The following is a 23,007-nucleotide window of genomic DNA, read 5'->3' as shown; positions in this document are numbered from 1 at the left end:
ACATAAATGCGTAGATTTCTGGCTGTTTTGTCTGTTGTTTTCCTTTTAACTTTTTCACAGCGTAGCTATGCTCACTTAATTGAAGTGACAATATACGCTGATAATGCTTACCCTCCATATAGCTATGTTGAAGACGGAATGGCAAGGGGGGTGTATGTTGATGTTCTAAATATTGTATTTAAACGAATGGAACATTATCACGTGACCATTAAACCAGTCCCGTTTAAGCGTGGTTTGCGTCTGATTGAAGCTGGACGTGGTTTTGCTATATTTCCCCCATATTATTATGCCAATCGCCGACCTTATATTTCTCCTTACTCTATGCCTATTTTGGACGAAGATGTGGTGGTGTACTGCCATTCTGATGTCATGAAAGATCGCTCACGGCCAAATTGGCCCGGTGATTTTTATGGCTTAACTATTGGTATAAATGAAGCCTTTTCGATTGGTGGTGCGGCATTTTGGCAAGCAAAAGAGAGAGGCAAACTGCGAGTTGAAACCGCGAGCAATAATCGCGAAAACATACTTAAGTTACGTGCGAAAAGAATAGATTGTTACATTAATGATAGATTGTCTATTCAGTGGGAAATCGCAAAACTCAGAGAGGAGGGAGTAAAAATCTCAAAAGACGCTTTTACTCTGGCGGTAGAGGTGAGCTCTGAGCGTGGGTATATCGGATATACGAATCAGCAACTTGAATCGTATCCATTTAAAGATGATTTTGTTGCAGAGTTTGATCGTGTACTTATGGATATGCAGAACCGTGGGGAGGTTGACTCAATCCTTGGCAGTTATACCCCGAAGCTTTGATTATCCAAAGCGATGACTTTCTAAACAGCGACGGCTCTATAACTTCGCCGAATTTATTTACTGCCAATAAAAAGAGCATGCCAGTTAGCATGCTCTTTCTTATATTTCTGATTTACTCTTAATGAACCTCGATATAGGCGATTATTCGACGGCCTTTAAGTCGAAATATTACTTAGTTTCCGTATGCTCAAAGCTTGGGATTGTCACTTCAACACGACGGTTTTCACTACGTCCTTCAGCCGTTGCATTTGAAGCAATAGGATTATTTTCTCCTTTACCGCTCGCGGTTACTTGTTGAGGGTCAACACCTTCAGAAATTAAGTAGTCAGCAACAGATTCAGCACGTTTTTCTGACAGTTTCTGGTTGTAAGAGGCTGCACCTGAAGAGTCAGTATATCCTACGATCTCCGCTTTCGCTTGCGGGTAGGTGAGAAGCAAATTCAGAAGAGGTTTAAATGAATCTGCGGCTGCTGGAGTGAGCGTCGAGCTATTGTTAGAAAATAATTCAGCGTTAAAGCTCTCGCTGATCATCTGAGTGGTCGTAACGGGCTGCGGTGCGGGTTCCATCTCTTTCACTGGCTCAGGTTCAACAGCTTTAGGCTCTGCAACTACTGGTTCTTGATATACTGCTGGAGCAGATTGACCAAATCGATAGGTAAGACCGAGACTTAAGAAATTTGCATCCAGATCTTTCACATAATAGTCGGTCATATTTTGGAAGCGTTGATATTCAATGCGAACAGCAAAGTTATCCGTGTAGCTATATTCAGCTCCCACACCTCCGGTTAAAACGGTGTCATTATCGTCACCAAAATCCATGTAAGCGCCACCGATCTTGGCGAACAGATCAAACTTTTCATTGAGTGGTAATGAGAACTTAGGAGCAAGTGAAAGTGCCGTAAGTTTTTGTTCGGAGAAGTAATTAGCTCCTCCTTTGTTGATGTTGGTTTTGAATTCACCTAAATAGTCATAACCAAGCTCTAAAGCAACATAATCAGAGAAATCGTATCCGAGGTACAGACCAACACCGTAAGTATCGTCATCACAAGGAGAGCTTTGGTCACAGCCGTCATCGATCCAAGTGGTACCAACTTTAGCGCCAACGTAGGTTTGCTGAGCGATTGCGTTCGAAGCCATGCCACCAGATAGTAGTGCGGCCGAAACAAGTAAAGCGAGCTTTTTCATAGTCATTCCTTTTTATTTAATATCTTTAGTAGGTCATGAAGCTAATGATGGGCTGATAGCATTAACTCCATTCTATGAGTTCAAGCACCACTGCTGAGACTCATGTTACTTGCCATGTGTATCTTTCCTTAAGTAATTATCATTGATGAAATTGGTCCCAGACAGATTTTTTACAACTGATTAAAGAATAGTCTTACAATTGAGAAACATAAAGTGAGTTTTGAGAGTTTATTCACGTCTAGAAAGTATAGGACAGCATTGTTGTAAATTTTTTATTACACCAGCTGTAAAGTGTAAATGTGAAAATTAATTGCCTTTTATCTTAAATAGTGATTGAAGTTCTACTTTTTAGTCGATAAGTTACAAGGAAGCAGAAATTAGTGTGCTGTATAAATAGTAATCAGCAATGGATAAGCACAGCACAGGGATAAGAATAAGGAAGATGTAAGCAATGTATCAAACTGATGATGTAAGAATTAATAAAGTAAAAGAATTATTACCGCCAGTTGCGGTTTTAGAGAAGTTTCCAGCGACTGAAATTGCTTCTTCTACCACATTTCAGAGTCGTAAAGCGATCCACGATATTTTGGAAGATAAGGATGATCGCCTACTTGTTATTGTTGGGCCATGCTCGATTCATGATCCAGAAGCAGCCGTTGAATACGGCAAACGTTTAAAAGTTCTGCGTGATGAGCTTGGTGATCGTCTAGAAATTGTCATGCGAGTTTACTTTGAAAAACCGCGTACAACGGTTGGTTGGAAAGGTCTTATTAATGACCCGTACCTGAACGATACTTACAAGTTGAATGACGGTTTGCGTATCGGTCGTAAGTTACTTCTTGATCTTACCGATATGGGAATGCCAACGGCGAGTGAATTTTTAGATATGATCACGCCTCAGTATGTTGCTGATTTAATTAGTTGGGGTGCAATTGGAGCGCGTACAACAGAATCTCAAGTTCACCGTGAGCTGTCTTCTGGCCTTTCATGCCCAGTTGGTTTCAAAAATGGCACCGATGGCAATATCAAAATTGCAACGGATGCGATTCGCTCAGCAAGCGCGCCGCACCATTTCTTGTCTGTAACTAAGTATGGCCACTCTGCGATTATTGAAACAAGTGGTAACCCTGACTGTCATATCATTTTGCGTGGTGGTAAAGAGCCAAACTACAGTGCTGAACATGTTGGTGCGATTAAAGAAGAGCTAGAAGCATCAGGCTTGTCGAAAAAAATCATGATTGATTTCAGCCATGCGAATAGTTCTAAGCAATTTAAACGCCAAATGGTTGTTTCAGATGACATCAGTGCTCAACTTGCTGCGGGTGAACAATCTATTTTTGGTGTAATGATTGAATCTCATTTAGTCGAAGGTCGCCAAGATCTTGTTGATGGCAATGTTGCGACGTACGGTCAATCTATCACTGATGCTTGTATCGGTTGGGAAGACACCGAAACCGTTCTGCGCCAATTAGCGGATGCTGTGACTGCAAGGCGTCAAGCGTAAAATAGGAAGACTTTCCGTTATAGACGGTTAGAAAAATGCCCAGAATTAACTGGGCATTTTTTTTATAAGTCGGCTTCTACTCTCGGTAGGCGACTATCTTGAAAGGTACCTTCCATCTTAAGTGTTTGTGTTGGGAACGCGACATCACCGCCATGCTGGTGGATTATATTCAGAACTTGCAGTAACACATCTTGTTTGACTTGTTGGTAACGTACCCAGTTCACTGTCTTAGTAAATGTATAGATAATAAAGTCTAATGATGATGGGCCAAAGGCATTGAAATTGACAAACAATGTCTGCTTGGTATCAATATCAGGATGGTTCTCTAGCATGGTTTGAATATCAGTAATAATAACTTCAAGTTTGCTGGCATCATCATATCGAATGCCGATAGTCTCTTTAATGCGTCGATTGAGCATTCGAGAAGGGTTTTCCACCACAATATTACTGAAGACAGAATTTGGCACATAAAGCGGCCTTTTATCGAAGGTGCGGATTATGGTCATTCGCCAACCAATTCTCTCTACTGTGCCTTCAATCGTACGATCGGGGGAGCGGATCCAATCGCCAACTTTAAACGGACGATCGAAATAAATCATCATTCCGCCGAAGAAGTTAGACAGTAAATCTTTGGCAGCCAAACCGACAATCAAGCCACCGACGCCACCAAAAGTAAGCAGGCCAGATAAACTTAAGCCAAAGGTTTGCATTACCGTCAGTAGACCAATGGTAATAAAGAATAGACGCGCTACTTTAGCAATGGCTTGAACCGTCGTTTCGTCACGCTTCTTTTGTGACAAAATATACTCTTCTACATTACTGATAAGACGCAGCGTGACCCATACAAAAACAACAATGAGCAAAATAAGCTTAAGATTGCTTAACCAATTGATCTTATTACCGAACTGCTGTGCAAGAATTAACCCTGTAGAAACGGTGGCTGGCCAGCACCAAATCAAAGTGCTGATGGGTGTCTTGAGAGCATGCAGTAAAAGGTCGTCCCAATGAAAGGCGGTTTTCTCTACAAGGGTTGCTAACCGACTGTACACAATACGCCAAGTGATCCAGAGGAAAAAACTGGCGGCAGTGATGAGTAAAACACTGTTACTCCAATCTTGATGATAAGCGGAGAGCTGAGTCTGTATCTGTGCTAAAAGTTCATTCATTACGACGACTTAAGTCAATATAGTTAATTTTAATTAGCTGAATTATAGGTGCTTATGTCGTAAATGAACATCCATCATGCAGTAGGTTAGTGGGCTAAATGAGAGGTAAACCTTATCGGTGTGCCTATTTCAACATGAATGTCATCATAGTCAGGACAAAAGTTGAAAGAAAAAAGCCACGACCAATAAGAGGAGGTGGCTTGTACTTGCTAGCAGAATGGATGGATCCTGTAGACTGCCTTGCTATTAATTAGTGTTATCTATTAGCTATCAAACAAACTGACATATTCGGCATACCCTTCTTCAACTAGCTGCTCTTTTGGGATAAATCGCATTGCTGCAGAGTTCATACAGTAACGTAAGCCCGTTGGCGCTGGGCCATCTTTAAACACATGCCCTAAATGAGAGTCAGCAAAACGGCTACGCACTTCTGTTCGGGTAGAAAACAGTTTATGGTCAGGTTTAGTGACAATGTAAGCTTCGTTAATCGGTTTAGTAAAACTCGGCCATCCTGTACCTGATTTGTATTTGTCTGTTGATGAGAATAGAGGTTCGCCTGTGACAATATCTACATAAATACCTTGAGCTTTGTTGTTCCAATACTCATTGCTGAATGAACGTTCAGTTGCATCATTCTGTGTCACATCGTATTGAAGGTTCGTAAGTTTTTCTTTGATCTCTGCATCTGATGGCTTTGTATATGCCTTTACGTTTGAGTCGATATTTTTACTATCAATCAGCTGTCTGAGCGTTTTTGGGTTCTCTTTTCTATCATCACCGAATACACCATCTAGGTACTGATCTCGGCCAGATGCGTAACGGTAGTAGTTATAACGAACTTTACTCTTCTTATAGTAATCTTGGTGGTACTCTTCTGCAGGCCAAAATTTTTCGAATTTAATCAGCTCAGTGGCGAGTGGTTTGTCGTATATCTTAGCTTCATCGATTTCGGCAATAAATCTTTTGGCGGTATTGAACTGCTGTTGGTTAGTATAGAAAATAGCTGGACGATAATGTGCCCCACGATCTACGAATGATCCCTTAGCATCCGTTGGGTCAATATGGCGGAAAAAATAATCCAATACTTGCTCATAATCGACTGATTTAGGGTCATATGTCACTTCGATGACTTCAATGTGACCTGACTTTCCTGACGATACTTGCTTATACGTTGGGTTTTCTAGAGAGCCTCCAGAGTAACCAGAAACAACATCAACCACGCCATCAAGTTTTTCTAAATCTGACTCAGTACACCAGAAACAACCACCCGCTAAAGTGATGACTTCAAATTGGCCATTTTTTGCGATTTTGTCCATGGTATCAGCAGAACCGGATTGGCTAATAAATAGTGAAAACAGCGGCAGTGCAACCGCTATAGAAACCAATATCTTAGATAACTTTTTCATAAACACCTCTTTATGTGGGATCAACATAGTTAATGAACGTGTTGTCGTGTGGATATGTTGTTTAATGTTGATATAAAGACAGGATTGCCCCAAAAAAAATTTCAAAAATAGAGATAATAATTTCCGAAGCACCTTAAGGAAAGTGACTTCGGGGCGGGGAGCTGAAGGTATTGAAAGCTATAATACGTGTGTTACAGAGGTCTCTTCGAGCAATTTTTATTGCGCAAAAATAGCCACAGTAGTACCTTGTGAGCATCGAAATTGATTAAATCATAGGTAGTAAAATGCAAGCTGAAGTTAAGTGGGTTGAAGACTTTAAATTCCTTGGTCAATCGCAATCTGGCCATGCCGTGGCAATGGATGGTAATGGTGGAGAAACAGCACCAAGTCCAATGGAAATGGTACTGATGGCGGCTGGTGGCTGTAGCTCGGTTGATGTGGTAGATGGCTTAAAAGAAGCAAAGCAAAAAGTGTCGGCTTGTAATGCAAAACTGACTACAGAACGTCGTGATACTGCTCCACGTATTTTTACAGCGGTTAACATTCACTTTGAAGTGTCAGGTGAAGATCTTGACGGTGATATTGTCGCGAAAGTTGCTGCAAACTCGCTTGAGAAATACTGCTCTGTCTGCCTGATGTTAGGTGAGGGCGTTAAGATGACCCACTCTTGGGAAATCGTATAAATATTGCATGAGAGTAACTTGGTAATGATTGCTAAGTTACTTGCCATGGCTTAATGAGTTAAGCGAAAGGAATTGTCGTGCAATATGTGAAAATTAAAGAGGCAATAGCAGAACAGATCGACTCTGGAATGCTGGCGGCTCGTCAAAAGTTGCCATCAGAGCGTAAGCTTGCGGAATCTTTTAATACCACTCGTGTCACCCTACGTGAAGCCCTTTCTTTACTGGAATCAGAAGGCAAAATTTTTCGAGAAGATCGCCGTGGTTGGTTTATCTCGCCTGCGCCGCTTCGTTACGACCCAGTTCAAACATCAAACTTCACCAGCATAGCTCAAGCTCAAGGGCGAAAACCGAAAACCGAACTGTTAGCAGCCAAAAGTATACTTGCAACGAAAAGAGCGACAGCATTACTCAACCTTGCACCATTCTCAGATATTTATCGAGTTGATAGAGTCAGATACTTAGAAGATAGGCCTGTTGTGTATGTGACGCACTTTATTCGCCCTGAGTTATTTCCTAATCTTTTAGATTTTGATCTGTCGTCATCATTAACGGATATTTATCGGGAGCATTTTGGTGTGGTATACCAAAAAACGAAGCTCCGCGTGAGTACATCGTCTTTGTTGGGGGAGTCTGCTCAAACGTTACGTGCGACTTCAGGAACACCTACAATGGTGGTTGAAAAGGTTAATTATAACCAGAACGGTGAATTGATCGATTGCAGTATTGAGCATTGGCGACACGATGCAATCAGCATTGAATCCATCGTAGAGCTTGAAGCTAGTGAAGGGTAAAACTTCCTGACTTGTATCAAACGGTTTCATTGAGGCTTCCATAATGGGAGCTTTTTTATTGGCTGTCGGTGCTAGAGATAATAAAAAGCCCTTATTGATTAACTCAGTAAGGGCTTTGTTTTATCGATGTTTAAAAACTATTGTATTGAACCTTGTTCTAAGCGAAAACTTAGAGTGAGGTTTAAGCTTCAGTTTTTGCTTCAACTAGTTCAGCTTCATCTTCCGCTTTTGCCGCTTCAAGCATCTTACGAACAACAACAGATGCACCAAGTGCAATCACAACCATAACTACCGCTAGGATAGTAAGAAGTTGGAAGTAGTCACCGTAAACTGTTTTAACGATTTCTTGAGTGATCTCTTGCCCTTTCTCTAGCGCGATAGAAGTAGAGAATACTGCACCAACAATACCACTTAGAGCGATAGCAACAGAGAATAGACTTACAGAGAAGTTCTCAATGTGCTTAGGCGCTACTGAAAGGATGAATGCCACTACTAGGCTACCTACGATTACTTCAGCAAATGCTTGGAAGAAGTGGATAGCGAGGAAGATTTCCGGACGGATGATAACGTCTTCGCCAATGTTCATCACTGCTAGAGTAAGGATACCAAATGCGATTGCTGTACAAACGAATGAGAAACCAACTTTAGTTGCAGTAGAGAAGTTAATGCCACGTTTTTCAAGAGAAGAGAACGTCATCGCAATAACAGGACCAGCAACGATACACCATAGTGGGTTCATCGCCATAGATGCTTCAGGAGCAATTGGGATAAGACCGAATAGATCGCCACGCATTGTGTTGATCGTAACCATAGTCATTGAAGTCATCATTTGACCGTAGTAAACGAAGAAACAAGTCGTCAGCAGTGTCATGATAAGGATCGTACCCATTTTTAGAGCGTCAGATTTCTTAGACTTAATCATCAAAGAGATGAAGTATAAGATTGCTGCAGCACCAATTGCGTAAACGATGTTTTGGCCGATATCCATGTTTGAGAACATGAAGAATACTAAGCCAACCATACCTAGAGAAAGCGCGAAGAACGCAGCCCAGTTTTTAGCACTTACTGGCTTCTGGTCAATTTCTGCACCAACAGATAGAAGTGGTTTGTGGAAAATGATCAGTGTAACGAAAGCCAGTGCAGCAAGAGCAGCAGATAGACCGAAACTACCATTGAAGCCGATTGCTAGTACGAACATTGGGAATAGGTATTGACCTAATAGTGCGCCAACGTTGTTCACTGAGTAGTTTACAGGGTAGCCGTTCTCAAAATCTTCTTCAGTAGCAAAAGTACGTTTATATAAACTTGGGTAAGAAGGAGACATTAGACCACGAGCGTAACTTGCTAACGCGATACCAACCAGTGCCATCGGAACGTTAGTTGCAGATGCGCCAAGTACAAGAAGTGCGTAACCCGTTGCAAAAGTGCCGTATGCAATAGTGAGTGAACGGTATGCACCTAAAAATTTGTCTGCAATGAAACCACCAGCAATAGCAAATAGTGGACCAATTGAAGAGAAAGCACCAACAACCATCATAGTGTCAGCTTCGCTATAACCCAGATCTTCTAAGAAGAAACGAGTCAGAATTACCATTACGCCGTAAAATGACAAGCCAAACATCATTTGGCAGAACATCATCGATTTATTCAGTTTATTCCACATTATATTAATCTCATAGTTGTGGGTGAGGTGTAGTTTAAAAACGCGATTATACTATCATTTTTAGATGGACATAAATTGAAACATTTATCGCAAAAATAAATCTTAAAGCAATACATTTTCTAATGTATCGGGATGGTAATTCTAATGGGTATAAAATGTAGCCAATGCAAATGATTGCGTGATTAAATAGTATGCAGTGTTTTTAGTTTGCTAGTTGTGGTCGGCAGTAAATGATGTGGATTCCCAGTGCTCCCAGAGTTTTTGTTAACAAACTAACTACATAGATTACTGGTTTTAGACGTGTTTTTAGAGCTGATGGATGTATAGATAATGAATTGACTGGTATGTAATCGCGTGCATATCTGTTAGAGGTTGCATTAGAAAAAATAACCCTTATTAATGTATTTTTAATCTTAATTGAGCATTTGTGCTGTCAAAATATGCTTATTCATATCAGTACTTTATTTGGATATTTAATAAAAAATTAACATTTAATAAACGCTAGTATTGAGGCATAGTTTGCGTATTGGAGTACGCGGGGCTGGTGATTATTTTTGCAACCAATTCATTCTGGCGACGAGTGTTTGTTTTTTTCATTGCTCGTTTGATATAGGTTCTAACAGTCTCGTACGATAGGTGGTGCATTTTTGCAATCTCTGCGGGGGAGTGTCCGTTGAGCAATTCACGGCATATCACTGCTTCTTTATCAGTCAGTCCAAACGCATGGCAAAGAGCGTTTAAGTTGACTTTGGCGGGCTGATCTAGTGAATAGATAAAAATGGCGACTCCACCTTCGATGCAAGGCCGGCTTGAGGCTGGTTCTTGAATTGAATTTTTACTATCGTAGTAACTATCTGATATTAATGGTGCGATCGTTATCGTATACCCAAAATGGTTTGGTTTTTCCAAAGATATGGTTTCGACAGTACGGTTATTTAAACAATTAGATAATGCTTGGCTGAATAGTAGTTTGTTATACGGAGGGCATAAATGAAGGCTCTGGTTCACTTGTCGAAATATTTTTCCGTTATCAAGCAATGCGAATCCTTGGGTATTTGCATGGCAGACCTGACCTTGCTCATTAATTAAAATGACAGGTAATTGGATTTGATTAAATAATAATTCGGTAAGGTGTGCTTGTTGCTGTTGCTTAAGCTGTTGATGATAAAGTTGCATTGCGTGTTGAATATGCGGGATTAACCGCTTTAGCAGTAGGCATTCTTGTTGATTGAATTCATGTTGATTTCTACTTCGATGAAAGAAAATCAAACTACGCCAGGTGCCGTCTTGGGATAAAACAGCGCCCGTCGCATAGTAGATATCCAGGTCATCATTAAGTTGAGAAAAAAACTCAGGATGCTGCACTCGCATCTTATCTGCATCAACATCCCCCATGGTAATTAGGCTCCCAGAAGGGCTGAGGTTTAATTGTGAGATCAATGGATCACTTTGGCTGTTGAGATCGATAAAAGCAGAGGCATCTTCAATATCGAGCCCGGCAGCCCATACCAAGCGTGACTTTTTGCTAATGTCATTCGTCATGACTACAGCGCCGGATAATAAGTTCAATTGCTTAACTAAAAGGTTTAAAAAAAAACTAAAGCCATCTTTAGACACTAAAGACTCATATAGAGATCGAATTAACGTATCAAGACAGTAATGGCTCATATTATGAAATCTCTTAATTATCTTTATTATTAATAACGGTAGCAGATCTATTTCCTTCTTTACTGTTTGATTTTATTTGGATTGACCTATATCAAATTTATAAAATAATTTCTTTTCATAGTGATTTATAGCTCTCAGTGTTGATATAAATCTTTTTATGCATCAATAAATATAAAATGTCCCCAATTGGGGATAGTTTAATACCTCCTTTTGATTAGTTTATGAAGTAGTAGTGCAAATGTACTAGATGCTCAGAATATGATTAATGAAAGGAGCTGTATATGAAACTTTCCCCTTTGGTAATAGCAATGAGTGCTATTGCCTTACCTTTATCGGGGTGTGGTGGAGACTCTTCAAATACGTCGAGTGATTCGTCGACCTATACGATAAAAGCCATTGATGGCTATCTGCGCGATGCTTTTGTGTGGTTAGACATTAACGGGAACTTCAAACATGACCAAGGAGAACCTTCTGCTATATCACTTAAAAATGGAGTGGCCAATTTAGATGTATCAAGCGTCGCTGATTATCTCGATCATGCGGTTATCGTAAAAGCGATTCCCCACGTAACTATTGATGAAGATACTCAATCGGAATCCAACCCAAATGGCGTTCCTATTCAATATGCATTCATGATGTCTGCCCCTGCAGGCGAAGCTATGGTCACCCCTCTTTCGACACTTGTTCACCTGAAGTTGGATGCTGGAAATATTGAGAAAGATGAAGCGGTTCAACAAGTATCGACTCAGCTTGGGATCGACCCTGAAGATGTACTGGGTGATTACAAGCAAGAGAGTAAAGAAGACATTTTAGCAAAGGCAAATGCGATTGTTGAACTTGAGCTGCTTCCGACAACAGAAGATGAGTTGGCGACGGCTTCTAAAGATACATCGATCTTGGATCAAGGATTAACTGCCTATAAAGATCTGATACAAAACCTGACTCCAGACCAACGAATTACTAAAGATGAATCTGGAGATTTTGTTGCGATAGAAAATGTTGATAAAGACGGTGATGGTGTCATCGATGGGCGAGACTCCTTTCCGGATGATGGAAAGGAGTGGTTGGACTATGACCAAGATGGAACGGGTAATAATGCCGACTTAGATGATGACGATGATGGGGTAGAAGACAGTAATGATGCTTTTCCATTTGATAAATCGGAGTCAGTTGATACCGATGGAGACGGTATTGGAAACGTAGCGGATACCGACGACGATGGGGATGGTTACCTTGATGCACAAGATGGTTTTCCGCTAGATAAAACCCGAGCAGGTGATCACGATAAAGATGGCTACGACAGCCTGAATGATGCCTATCCAAATGACGCAACAAAAGCAGGCGATCATGATGAGGATGGTGTTGATAGCATCGATGACCGATTCCCTAATGATAAAAGCGAATCTGTTGATACCGATAATGATGGGTATGGCGATAACTTAGCCGATAAGTTTCCAAACAATGGGGATGAGTGGGCGGATACCGATGGTGATGGCTACGGAGATAATAAAGCGGACCTTGTTCCAGATGATAAAGACCGTGCTGGAGATCATGATAACGACGGCATCGATACACTGATAGACAACTGCCCACATACGAGCAATGAGAACCAAGCTGATTCTGATAAGGATGGCATTGGTGATGCGTGCGATACCAGCGGTAGCATGAATGCTGTATGGAATACAACTAACTGGAATGACTCAAACTGGCAATAAATTCGCCTAAGGATTAGAACATGAATAAATATAATATGAGCTTACTTGCTAGCCTTATTACCGTTGGACTTACGGCAAATGCAGTCGCAGCAGACAGTTTGGTCGAGTTTACTGCAGGAACTCCGGCGAAGGCGGAAGAAGTTAATGGCAACTTTGCATATTTAGATTCGAAGATTGATGCGATAAAGGCGACCACATCCTTAGATATTGATTGCAGCAGTTCTCCTGAATCTTTGAAGACAACATTAGATGCCGCAACTTATGCAGGCCCGCTCACTTTGAATGTCACAGGGGCTTGTAATGGCCCAATTAATATCAAGAAAAATGATGTCATTATCAGCGGCGGTGAAATTACAGGGACGGAGGTCGATGGTGAATTAGAAGCGATGTTTGTTTCGGGTAGGACGAACATTAAGCTTGTTGATGTGAAGATCAATTCAGGTTCGGTGAGCATAGTAAGAGAATCGTATGTGCGTTTTGAGAACGTGACGTTACCAACGCCAACCCTTGAAGATGCGGATGATGGATGGTACGCCCCGAACGTATCCATGCGTTCATCATCATTGCGCATTAATTCGGGTAGCCTTGATAACTTATCATTGGCGAGTACATTTAACTCTTACGTACGGCTCAACAGCGGCTTAACTGGCAGTCCACAGCAAATCAATATTGATCTTAATTCATCGCTTCATAGTAAAGTAGCAAACCTCAATATAAAAGGTGTGCTATCCCTGTTTGGTAATGGTTCATTTATAGGTAAAAAAGTAAGTGCGGGTAGCTTTGAAATGGGCAATTCATCAGCATTTGAAGCGAGTGAATATACTTCAACAGGCTTTGTTGCATTAAATGAAGGTGCTGTTTTTGCTATTGAAAATAACGATGGCGTAACGACTCCTCTCTCAGTTCTGGCGATGGAATGTCATGCTGCAGATATATACGTTGATGGTGGCGTATCCTTCACTGGTACTCATGAGGAAGCGGGAAACACATCTTTTGAAGCGCATCATGGTTGTCGCGGTGAGATCAGTGGACAAGTTACTTTTCAAGGCACTGTCGACGATTGGACTAAAGCGAACTACAGCCACATAATGCTGTCTTATAAAGATGCAAACAATGAATTCCAATACCGTGATTAAGTATTGCTGATAATAATTCGATGTTAGAAATGAAGGCTAGATAGTTAAAGTGATCGCACTATATGCGATCACTTTTTTATCAGAGATTAGTGACTAGTAATTCGTGTCAGGCCACTCGTTTCAAGCTACTCGTTTCAAGTTATTCGCAAGGTGGTGCCATGTGTATCAGCGCAAGCCCGCCAAGAGAGGTTTCGCGATATTTGCGGTTCATATCTTTGCCGGTTTGATACATGGTATCGATAACCTTATCTAAAGAAATGAGGCATTTGCTGGTTCGTTTGAGCGCCATTCTTGAAGCATTAATTGCTTTCATGGAGCCCATCGCATTTCGCTCAATACAAGGGACTTGAACTAAGCCGCCAATCGGATCACAAGTCATGCCTAAAGAGTGCTCCATCGCAATTTCTGCTGCCATGCAGATCTGCTCGTTACTTCCACCTCGAAGGGCGGTTAAGCCTGCCGCCGCCATGGAGGAGGAGACGCCAACTTCTCCTTGGCAACCTACTTCGGCACCTGAAATGGATGCGTTTGTTTTATATAAAATGCCAATAGCTCCTGAGACAGCTAAAAAGTCTTTTAACTGCTTAGTGTCGAGCTCTTTAATGAAGCGGTGGTAATACATCAGCACTCCTGGAATCACGCCTGCCGCTCCGTTTGTAGGAGAAGTCACCACTTGGCCTCCTGCGGCATTTTCTTCACTCACCGCAAAAGCAAATAGGTTAATCCAATCCATGATCTCCATAGGATCGTTTTCAATGGATGCATTGGCTTCGAGCTTTTTGAGCAAAGCAGGGGCGCGACGAGTCACTTCAAGTCCCCCTTCTAAAATCCCTTCGGTTTCAAAACCTCTTTGCATGCACAGCGACATCACTTTCCAGATTTGGTCCGCTCGGCTATCAATGGTTTCCATCGATTGGAATGCTTGCTCATTTCTGAGGACAAGCCCACCCAAACTGAGGCCATTTTTGTCGGCAAGGTTGAGTAACTCTTCTGCCGATTTAAAAGGAAACTCGACCTGAGTATCGCTCTCGGCAATACCATTCTCTAATTGTGCCGCCGTAGCAATAAAGCCTCCGCCAATAGAGTAGTAGGTTTCAATGACGAGCTGTGTGCCCGTTGCATCAAACGCGGAGATCGTCATGCCATTTTCATGCAGGGGTAAATTGGAGGTGTGGAAAAGCATATCCGTTTCAGTATCGAAGCTAATCTCGTGGCTACCAGATAGGCTTAAACGTTTATCATCCACTGCTTTTTTCATCGCAGCATTAGCGCTGGAGATTTTAATCGTGTCAGGTTTATTGCCAAGCAAGCCTAAAATCGTAGCGCGGTCAGTGTGGTGGCCTTTACCAGTCAAAGATAAAGATCCGTAGAGATCAATCTGTACCCGTGTGACATTCTCTAGGTAGGGGGCGATTATCTGGGTAAAATTGTACCCGGCAATCATAGGTCCATTCGTATGTGAGCTAGAAGGGCCCACTCCAATTTTATATATGTCAAAGATAGACAGCATAGAAACTTCCTGTGAGGCTTTGGCTTGATAAAACAAGCTCTTGTCGTGTAGATCATTTCAGTGTATTGAATGTCATTCCAATTTTAAAATGGATGCTATAAATATAGTTCACACTGTCTCATACGCTTCTCTGCATTTGTGAGCATAAATGCGACGCATGTAGCCAGTGAGGTTTAGTAAAGCTACGGGTAACCGATATGATTGTATACAGAATTCACTATATCCCATTTCAAAAACGAGACTTGAGCAATAAATGAACAATAAACGCGTAGTGATTGTGCTAGGAAAGCGGCTAAATAAAAATACATTGACTGCTGAAGGTAAAAGCCGAGTTGAAGGTTTGGTGGAACATTTGGAGACATCCAGCCGCCAAAACATTGTGGTTACTTTCTGTGGGGGAATCACTTCTGGGCAGACGCGTTCTGAGGCGGAAGCCATGCATGAGTATTTTGCTTCGCTGCAAAGTAATGGGAGCATAGATTTATCAGGGCTAGATATTTTGCTTGAAAAAGAGTCAGTGAATACCATCGAAAATATTCAAAATGTGGCAAAGAAGATGGTTGATGAGAACATTCTATCCTCTGGTGAGTGCATAAAAGTAACGTTTGTTTCCAATGACTACCACTTAAAGCGGATTTTCGAAATTCAACAATTGATGGATGAGCAAGGCTTACTCAGAGTCTTAAAGCGACGCTGTTCTGAATTTGGGGCTGAATTAGATATTTCATATGAGCTTGACGATCATCTTGCGATCCCTTACCCGCACCGTAATATTCGAGGCCAATTGTTTTTGCTCATGGATGAGTTGACGACTTATCGAGTGTACCTAGAAGGGGTAGTCAGTGGTGTTTTTTTGAGAGACTTGAAACAAGTTCGAAAAGAACCCTATCGTATTGCCGCTAGTGCCTTGGTCGAAATTAAGCAGTTATTAGCGATTCAGACGGAAGAGTCATCGGTCAATGTACAATTGGTGAGTGAGCTGTTAGGGGTTTTAGAGTCAAGTGTGCAGAATACGGTCGTTGATTCGAGTGTAGAACAGGTAAGATCGTATTTAGCGTTGCTAGATACCAATCTTACCTTACTTAATCGCTATTTAGACCCAGAGCAAGAGATCACGTTTCGCTGGTGGCGCTAGCGTGTTTCTTCGTGAATCCTGACACCGTTTTAAGAGAAGCGAAGGCTATGAGTGAATAACATAAAAGCTCTGTGCCTTCTTCGGCAATAATTTTCACGTCTCGAATATAATTCTCAGCCATAATATTTTTCCAGAAACTTCCCATTCCATATAAACGTGAGAAAACAATGAGCAGCATGACGCCTGTAATCAATAGATTCATGTGAGGAGAGGATAAGATAGCAGCAAGCTGATCAAGTGTGCGCTTTCCATTATTAATTGCATATAGAAGCACGCTGCTCGCGATGATTATTGCAGGAACCGCCCAAAAACCATGCGTAATATAGTCAAATAAGAAATCCAATTCCCGTATAAATAACACGGAAAAGAAGGCGCTAATTAGCAGTGCTGCATGTTTAAGGCTTGGTTGTTTCTGTGCTAAATGCGCAAAGCTTAGCAAGCTAACTAGAAGTAAAATCTGCTGAAGAGCTTCAGTAACTGAAAACTCAGCCAGCGTGATATTTAATAGTACGAAATCAACCCGTAATGCTAAATTGACGACAATGCTAATAGCAAGCACGATGAGAGCGGTCTGACATTTTTTGAACAGAACGGTTGCCGTGGAATTAGACAGTGTGAATTCTGGTCTTTCGATGGATACCGTGCTTTTTGAGTTATGGTGAGTTGATGTTTTCATACAATGCTGACTTATTTGAAGTTAAGGTTTAGTTCGATGTATACCCTCACAATATGACATTCAAACCCATATTTCATGTCAGGGAAATGCAATAATGAACACTGTTCGATTGAGAGGGGAAGCTTAAAGGCCAACCAAATATCTTTCAATTAACCTTTAAGCTTTCTATTGAACGTTTACTGAGAGATTTCTTCAGAGCGAGAGGTCAAGTCCCAATCTCCACCTAGTGCTTTATATAATCCAACAGTGACTTGTGCCGTTTGTAGCTTGGCTGCTATTTGACGATCTTGCATCAGCTTCTGTTGCCTTTGAGCATCCAGTACAGCTAAATGATTGATGAGCCCCGCTCGATAGAGTGATTTTGCTTTCATGACTGCATTGTCAGTAGAGCGGTTCGCTTCATCAATACGCCGTTGGTTCTCTTGGCTACGACCATAAGTGAATAGCATTGAGTCAACTTCGGCAAAAGCACCATCAACAGTATGCTGGTAGCGCAAAGCTGCGGATTGAAAGCGAGATTCATTGATGTCGACCATCGCTTCTCCACGCCCCCCGTCAAACACATTCCAACTGATGCCTGCACTCCCTACCCAAGAGAAGGAATCACTGCTAAATAGATCACTAAAGTCACCTGCAACGAGACCCGGCGAGCCCGTCAAGAAAAACTTAGGGTAGCGGTTGGCAATGCTTACCCCTAATTCTTGGTTAATGGCCGCCATTTCACGCTCTGCGATACGAATATCAGGGCGACGAGTGAGCAAATCAGAAGGCAATCCGACAGGAATGATGCCTTCAACCTTTGGCAAACCGCCTTCACCTGATAAGCGTATATCCACCTTGGTGAGTGGTTCGCCAAGTAAAATGGCGAGTCGGTGTTTATGGACCTGCTTTGCAATGTCCAGTTGTGGGATGACAGATTCGGTGGCCGCAAGCATCGCTTCTGCTTGGGCAAGATCTAATTCTGAACCATAACCGCTGCTGACCATCTTTTCGACTAAATTTAATGTCTCTCTTTGATCTGCAATGTTGTCGAGGGCTAACTGAGTTCTCTCTTGAGCGCCTCGATATTGAAGGTAGTTATGAATGACATCTGCAGTGATCAGAGTATTCAAACCGCTTTGATAGATCTCAGCTTGAGTTTTGCGAATTTGTGCAGCGTTTGTTTGTTTGTCGATACGTCCAAAAAGATCAACTTCCCACGCTATTGTTGCGCCTAAGAATCCACCGCTTTGTTGCTTGTCGGCGATAGTGACGCTTTGTCCTAACATGGGTTGTGCGCCAACGGGTACTCCGATGGGAGACACTGCAGTGCCAAGGAATGGGTCATTCTGGCTGATCTGATAGTTGAAATAACCAGCCCCAAGATTAACCGTTGGCACTTTGAATGACTCAACCATATCTTGATAAGATTGTGCCATCTTGATTCGTTCAGAAGCGAGTTTTAGCGGTATATTTTGCTTCTGAGCATCATGGACTAATTGATTGAGTGTTTCATCATTCAGTTGAAGCCACCAGTATGGCGTTTGAGTCATGCTGATTTCTGTGTCGTGATCGACGGCATTCAAATAAACATCGGCCATGGCGGTTTGTGGTTCGTTGTAATCTGGGCCAATAGCACAGCCTCCTAGCAGCATCGTGGTAGCTAATACAATTGGAGTGAATGACGTAGATAGATTGAAAACGTTCATTTTAGACACCTTGTTCTGCTAGTGAATGATTTTCGCACTTGCTAATGCCTTTCTCGCGATAGAACAAACGATAGAGTGCTGGCATGACGAATAGAGATAAAACGGTTGCGGCAGCTAACCCGCCAATAATAGTGGCGGCCATTTGGTCAAATAGGAGATCGGTTAGAAGTGGAATCATTCCTAATGCTGTTGTTAGGGCCCCCATAGAAATCGCCATCGTGCGGTTAACGGTTGCTTCTTTTATCGCATCCGATAGCTCGCGACCATTTTTGCGTTCAAGCTCAATTTGATCCATAAGTACAATGCCATTTTTAATGATCATCCCAGTTAAGGTGATCGCACCTATCAGTGCCATGAACCCAAATGGTTTATCGAAAGCCAGCAAGCTGAATGTTGCGCCAGTAGCGGCTAACGGCAGGATAGTGAAAATGATGACTGGCTGTTTAAAGCCGTTGAACATGCCAACTAAAATAATAAGCATCAGTAGCATGGCTTTTGGAAGTTGTTTGAATATATCTGACACGGCTTTATGTTCGTCATAGTATTCACCTCCCCATTCCAAGGAATAACCTGCAGGTAATTGAATGGCTTCAATATCTTGTAGGGTTGCGTTTCTTACTGCTGCTGGAGTGGTATATCGGCCTACGCCTGCTTGCGCTGTGATGGTTTTGACTCGATCGCGTCGCCAGATCATGCTCTCTTCAGATTTGAGATCAAACCCATCTACAACTTGTCCTAGAGGTACGCTATGTGCGCCAAGCAAAGAGCGAACTGAAAGCGTCTCTAATGAAGCCATTGAGCGTTCGGTGCCACGTAATTGAATTGGAATCAGCTCATCATTCAGGTTCATTTGACCTAATGGCATACCTTCTGATGCTCTCTTCATTGCAAAAGCGATGTCTGCGCGGTTAATTCCTGCTTGTCTTGCTTTCTCTTGATTGATCATCGGTACCAGAGCTTTGCTTTGTTGACGCCAATCATCACGTACGTATTTTGTATCAGGGTGATCTTTGAATATGGCTTTTGCTTGGTTTGCTAAATCATGAAGTACTGCTTCATCTGGCCCTGAAAAACGAGCTTCGACGCTGTATTTATCCGATGTTGCGAGTTTCAAAGCTCTGAAACGAGGCTCTGCATTTGGAAACTCTTTTGCTAACCATTCGTCGCCTCGGGCGATAAGTGTCGTTATTGAAGGGTAATCGATAGCGTTAATCAGAATCTGACCATATGCAGGATCAATCGGTTCAGGTTCAACAGTGACAGAAAATCGAGGTGCACTGTTTCCAACGTAAGATGAAATATTCTTCACTTCAGGCTGTTTGAGTAGCCAAGCCTCAATTTTCTTCATATCTTGCGAGGTTTGCTCGATGGCCGCCCCATTTGGTAGCCAGTAATCTAGGAAGAAAATAGGTCTATCCGCTTGTGGGATAAAGTTAATCGCGACTTTAGGTACGGCAAACGAGGTCGCCAAAATTAATGGGATCAAACACAAAAGCGCTTTGATTGGATTGTCCACCGTCCAACAAACTGCTTTCTTGTATAATGAAATTTTTTCTTCGGCTTTTGTTTTGTTTGGTTTAATGAATAACCAGCACATCAATGCGGTTAACGTTACGGCAACTAACCAAGATAAAAGCAGGGATGCCGCGATAATTAAAAATACAGAGCTGGCAAATTCAGCCGCATCTGTTTTTGAGAAGATAACCGGACTTGCCCCCATAATGGCAATGACCGTCGCTCCAAATAAAGGTAACCCCGTCTCTTTTACGGATTCGATTGCGGCTTGTGTTCGTTCAACGCCTTTATTGAGTTTTACGATCATCATATCGGTAATAACAATGGCGTTATCGACTAGCATTCCTAATGCGAGAATAAAGGTGCCTAGAGACACACGGTGCAAATCAATGTCTGCAATATTCATGTAAATTAGCGTAAGAAGAATCGTAATGAGAAGGCTGCTGCCAACAATGCTGGCACTTTTAAAGCCCATAAACACAAGAAGCACGACGAATACGATAGCCACACTTTCTAAAAGGTTACTAACGAAGTTATCAATCGATTTTTGAACTTCTTCAGGTTGATAAGCAACAGTGGATACCTTGACGCCTAAAGGTAGCGAAGCTTCAAACTCGTCAATAACTCGACGAATGTCATCCCCTAAGGAAACAACATTAATACCACTGACTGGGCTAACAGCAAGAGTGACTGCTGGAATGCCGTTATAGCGATTTTCTGACATTGAAGGCTGTTGGTAGCCCATCGTCACATCGGCAATATCCCCTAATCGAATCAAACTGGTTCCAAACTTACTGATGCCACCTTTAATGACTAAATTTTTAATGTCATCCAAAGATTGAAGAGCACTGCTCTGCTCTACTCGAATGCGCTCTTGACCTGCAACGAATTTTCCTGCTTCAAAAGTCGTATTTTGAGTGGTGAGTTGATTCCAAACTTGGGCTACAGAAAGGCCATATTGAGCGAGCCTTTCATCTGGCATATCAATATAAACAGTGCGATGTTGCACTCCGTGTAGCTCGATTTTCTTAATACCATCAACGGTTTTTATTCTTCTTTGTAACTCTTCTGCATATTGCTTTAATTCAACAGGTTGGGCATCTTGGCTATGGATTGAAAATAGCATGCCATAGACCTCAGAGAATTCATCTTGAACGATACTGATTTGAGCCGTGCTTGGGAGCAGTAGCTTCATATCATCCACTTTTCGGCGTACTAGATCCCACTCTTGCGGCAATGCTTTTGAATTCAACGACTCTTTAAGATCAACGAATACCATGGATAAGCCGGGTTTTGAGAGTGAGCGTAAGCGGTTAAGTGAAGCCATCTCTTGCAACTTTGTTTCGACGGTATCTGTCACTTGTTTTTCCACTTCTTCAGCTGAAGCTCCGGGGTATAACGTAACGACAACTGCCGTTTTTACGGTGAAACTCGGGTCTTCTAGTTTGCCTAGATCAAAGTAAGAGACTAAGCCCGCAATGATGCTAATTATCGTAAAAAAGATAATGAAGGTACGTTGGCGTATGGCAAATTCAGCTAGATTCATTTTTAGGCCCTATAACGCTTTTACTTGAATTGAAGTGACGATGTCACCTTTTGTTAGATATGCGGCTCCACTGATAACAATCTGATCACCGGTATTCAAATCTCCAGAAACGCAGGCTTGTTCTGCATCCACTGAAATGAGCTCAACGGGAATCGTTGTGATCTGTTGAGTGTTTACTTTTAGAATATGTTGTGTCTCTTTTATCCCGACAAGAGAAGAATATGGAACACAATATTCTTGTTTTTTATCTGAAGAGTGGGTCGTTACTGTGACGGTTTTCCCCGGCAGCAACTGCTCATCGAAGCCATTGAGATAAAACGTTACGCTATAGGTCTGTTTTATGAGGTGAGGAACTGAGCTGATTTCTGATGCTTCTGCCGAGATGGCTTCATGAGAGCCATACCATTTTACTTGTGCTTTTTGTCCAATCTTAAACTCATGGATGAGATTTTCAGGGACATCAATTGTGACTTCCAATTGATCGGGTTTATGCAGGGTCACCACAGGGATTCCGGGCAATACTTGCTCATATTGGTCGATTTTAGTCGCGCCAATAACGCCATCAAAAGGAGCGACTAGCTTTGTATAACGTAGTGAGTCTTGTGAGCGTTGAATATTTTTCTCAACCACTTTTACCATAGCGGCACTGCGCTCATAGCCGCTAATTGCTCTATCTAAATTAACATCGGCGATTGCGTTGTCTTTCGTCGCTTGGGTTATACGTTTTAATTCTGATTGTGCAAGTTTATGTGCTGATTGAGCTTCAAGCAGTCGGGCCTCTAGCTCTTGGAGAGCCACTTGGTAATCGTGAGGATCAAGCTCTGCAATAACTTGTCCTTTCTTCACTAGTTCCCCCGTTTTTACAAGGATCGCATCAATGGTTCCAGGGACTCGGAAGGCTATCTCTGCCGTTTCTACCGATTGTAATTCGCCGGTGAAATGCTTAGCATTGATAGACTGATTTGGGCTTAATTCAATCACCTGAATAGGACGAGTGTGCTTTACAGGTCTTGATTCAAATGTGAATGGTGAAGATGCAGTTTGGTCATCTTCTGCGCTGTTGGTGTCTGTCTGGTTACAGCCGACTAGTAGAAAAATGCAGCTAGCAAGTAAAGATAATTTGAATGTGTCTTTCATAGAATACTCCTTTGATATGCGAGTATTCTACAATCGAACAGTGTTCAAATAATCAGGCGTTGTCGAAACACTT

17 protein-coding genes are annotated in these 23,007 nt (G+C 42.0%); 7 read left to right on the top strand and 10 right to left on the bottom strand.

Features of this window, described 5'->3' with window-relative positions; genetic code table 11:
• The first annotated feature begins 6 nt into the window (after positions 1 to 6).
• On the top strand, positions 7 to 810 hold the full coding sequence (locus tag L4C39_RS11525; protein WP_261889925.1) for a substrate-binding periplasmic protein: 804 nt from the start codon (positions 7 to 9) through the stop codon (positions 808 to 810).
• Between the two features lie 168 nt (positions 811 to 978).
• Here L4C39_RS11525 and L4C39_RS11520 read toward each other — a convergent pair whose 3' ends face one another.
• Positions 979 to 1,995 carry an outer membrane beta-barrel protein gene (locus L4C39_RS11520; protein ID WP_136995118.1) on the bottom strand — a complete coding sequence of 339 codons (1,017 nt, stop codon included), beginning with the start codon at positions 1,993 to 1,995 and terminating at the stop codon, positions 979 to 981.
• Between the two features lie 451 nt (positions 1,996 to 2,446).
• On the opposite strand from L4C39_RS11520, the gene aroG reads away from it, so the two are divergent.
• Positions 2,447 to 3,499: a 3-deoxy-7-phosphoheptulonate synthase AroG gene (aroG, locus tag L4C39_RS11515; protein WP_429746007.1), complete on the top strand. Its 1,053-nt coding sequence runs from the start codon at positions 2,447 to 2,449 to the stop codon at positions 3,497 to 3,499.
• Positions 3,500 to 3,561: 62 nt separating this feature from the next.
• Here aroG and L4C39_RS11510 read toward each other — a convergent pair whose 3' ends face one another.
• On the bottom strand, positions 3,562 to 4,665 hold the full coding sequence (locus tag L4C39_RS11510; protein WP_429746005.1) for a mechanosensitive ion channel family protein: 1,104 nt from the start codon (positions 4,663 to 4,665) through the stop codon (positions 3,562 to 3,564).
• Between the two features lie 263 nt (positions 4,666 to 4,928).
• Positions 4,929 to 6,071: a peptide-methionine (R)-S-oxide reductase MsrB gene (msrB, locus tag L4C39_RS11505; RefSeq protein ID WP_429746003.1), complete on the bottom strand. Its 1,143-nt coding sequence runs from the start codon at positions 6,069 to 6,071 to the stop codon at positions 4,929 to 4,931.
• Positions 6,072 to 6,355: 284 nt separating this feature from the next.
• Between msrB and L4C39_RS11500 the strand changes: the two genes are divergently transcribed.
• Positions 6,356 to 6,754 carry an OsmC family protein gene (locus L4C39_RS11500; protein WP_113798355.1) on the top strand — a complete coding sequence of 133 codons (399 nt, stop codon included), beginning with the start codon at positions 6,356 to 6,358 and terminating at the stop codon, positions 6,752 to 6,754.
• Between the two features lie 77 nt (positions 6,755 to 6,831).
• Positions 6,832 to 7,545 (top strand): phosphonate utilization transcriptional regulator PhnR, encoded by a 714-nt coding sequence (gene phnR / locus L4C39_RS11495; protein ID WP_371729734.1) that lies wholly within the window; start codon positions 6,832 to 6,834, stop codon positions 7,543 to 7,545.
• A gap of 181 nt (positions 7,546 to 7,726) precedes the next feature.
• Here the strand turns inward: phnR and L4C39_RS11490 are convergent, their stop codons facing one another.
• Together L4C39_RS11490 and L4C39_RS11485 are read right to left on the bottom strand one after the other, a co-directional pair.
• Positions 7,727 to 9,208 (bottom strand): peptide MFS transporter, encoded by a 1,482-nt coding sequence (locus L4C39_RS11490; RefSeq protein ID WP_017052940.1) that lies wholly within the window; start codon positions 9,206 to 9,208, stop codon positions 7,727 to 7,729.
• A gap of 501 nt (positions 9,209 to 9,709) precedes the next feature.
• Positions 9,710 to 10,876: a helix-turn-helix transcriptional regulator gene (locus L4C39_RS11485; RefSeq protein ID WP_429746000.1), complete on the bottom strand. Its 1,167-nt coding sequence runs from the start codon at positions 10,874 to 10,876 to the stop codon at positions 9,710 to 9,712.
• A 281-nt stretch (positions 10,877 to 11,157) separates the two neighbouring features.
• Between L4C39_RS11485 and L4C39_RS11480 the strand changes: the two genes are divergently transcribed.
• Complete coding sequence (locus tag L4C39_RS11480; protein WP_261889920.1) at positions 11,158 to 12,591, top strand: MSCRAMM family adhesin SdrC; 1,434 nt, start codon at positions 11,158 to 11,160, stop codon at positions 12,589 to 12,591.
• Positions 12,592 to 12,611: 20 nt separating this feature from the next.
• The gene (locus L4C39_RS11475; RefSeq protein WP_261889919.1) at positions 12,612 to 13,727 is read left to right on the top strand and encodes a hypothetical protein; all 1,116 of its coding nucleotides are present in this window, start codon (positions 12,612 to 12,614) and stop codon (positions 13,725 to 13,727) included.
• 139 nt (positions 13,728 to 13,866) lie between these two features.
• On the opposite strand, the gene L4C39_RS11470 is transcribed toward L4C39_RS11475, so the two are convergent.
• Positions 13,867 to 15,237 (bottom strand): L-serine ammonia-lyase, encoded by a 1,371-nt coding sequence (locus L4C39_RS11470; RefSeq protein WP_171755485.1) that lies wholly within the window; start codon positions 15,235 to 15,237, stop codon positions 13,867 to 13,869.
• A 253-nt stretch (positions 15,238 to 15,490) separates the two neighbouring features.
• Here L4C39_RS11470 and L4C39_RS11465 point away from each other — a divergent pair, with 253 nt between their 5' ends.
• Positions 15,491 to 16,372 (top strand): YdcF family protein, encoded by an 882-nt coding sequence (locus L4C39_RS11465; protein WP_261889918.1) that lies wholly within the window; start codon positions 15,491 to 15,493, stop codon positions 16,370 to 16,372.
• Here L4C39_RS11465 and L4C39_RS11460 read toward each other — a convergent pair.
• From L4C39_RS11460 to L4C39_RS11445, 4 genes are all read right to left on the bottom strand, one after another.
• Positions 16,350 to 17,048: a hypothetical protein gene (locus L4C39_RS11460; RefSeq protein WP_113798340.1), complete on the bottom strand. Its 699-nt coding sequence runs from the start codon at positions 17,046 to 17,048 to the stop codon at positions 16,350 to 16,352. The genes L4C39_RS11465 and L4C39_RS11460 overlap by 23 nt on opposite strands.
• 176 nt (positions 17,049 to 17,224) lie before the next feature.
• Positions 17,225 to 18,736, bottom strand: coding sequence for an efflux transporter outer membrane subunit (locus L4C39_RS11455; RefSeq protein WP_429745997.1), 1,512 nt, complete (start codon positions 18,734 to 18,736; stop codon positions 17,225 to 17,227).
• Position 18,737: 1 nt separating this feature from the next.
• Positions 18,738 to 21,797, bottom strand: coding sequence for an efflux RND transporter permease subunit (locus L4C39_RS11450; protein WP_429745995.1), 3,060 nt, complete (start codon positions 21,795 to 21,797; stop codon positions 18,738 to 18,740).
• A 9-nt stretch (positions 21,798 to 21,806) separates the two neighbouring features.
• Positions 21,807 to 22,934, bottom strand: a complete 1,128-nt coding sequence (locus L4C39_RS11445; protein WP_113798334.1) for an efflux RND transporter periplasmic adaptor subunit — start codon at positions 22,932 to 22,934, stop codon at positions 21,807 to 21,809.
• Positions 22,935 to 23,007: the final 73 nt, after the last annotated feature.

It is taken from the genome of Vibrio clamense (genome assembly GCF_050337905.1).
Taxonomy (GTDB): Bacteria; Pseudomonadota; Gammaproteobacteria; order Enterobacterales; family Vibrionaceae; genus Vibrio; species Vibrio cortegadensis.
Note: the sequence above shows the minus strand (reverse complement) of the source record. Positions and strands in the feature narration are given on the sequence as shown.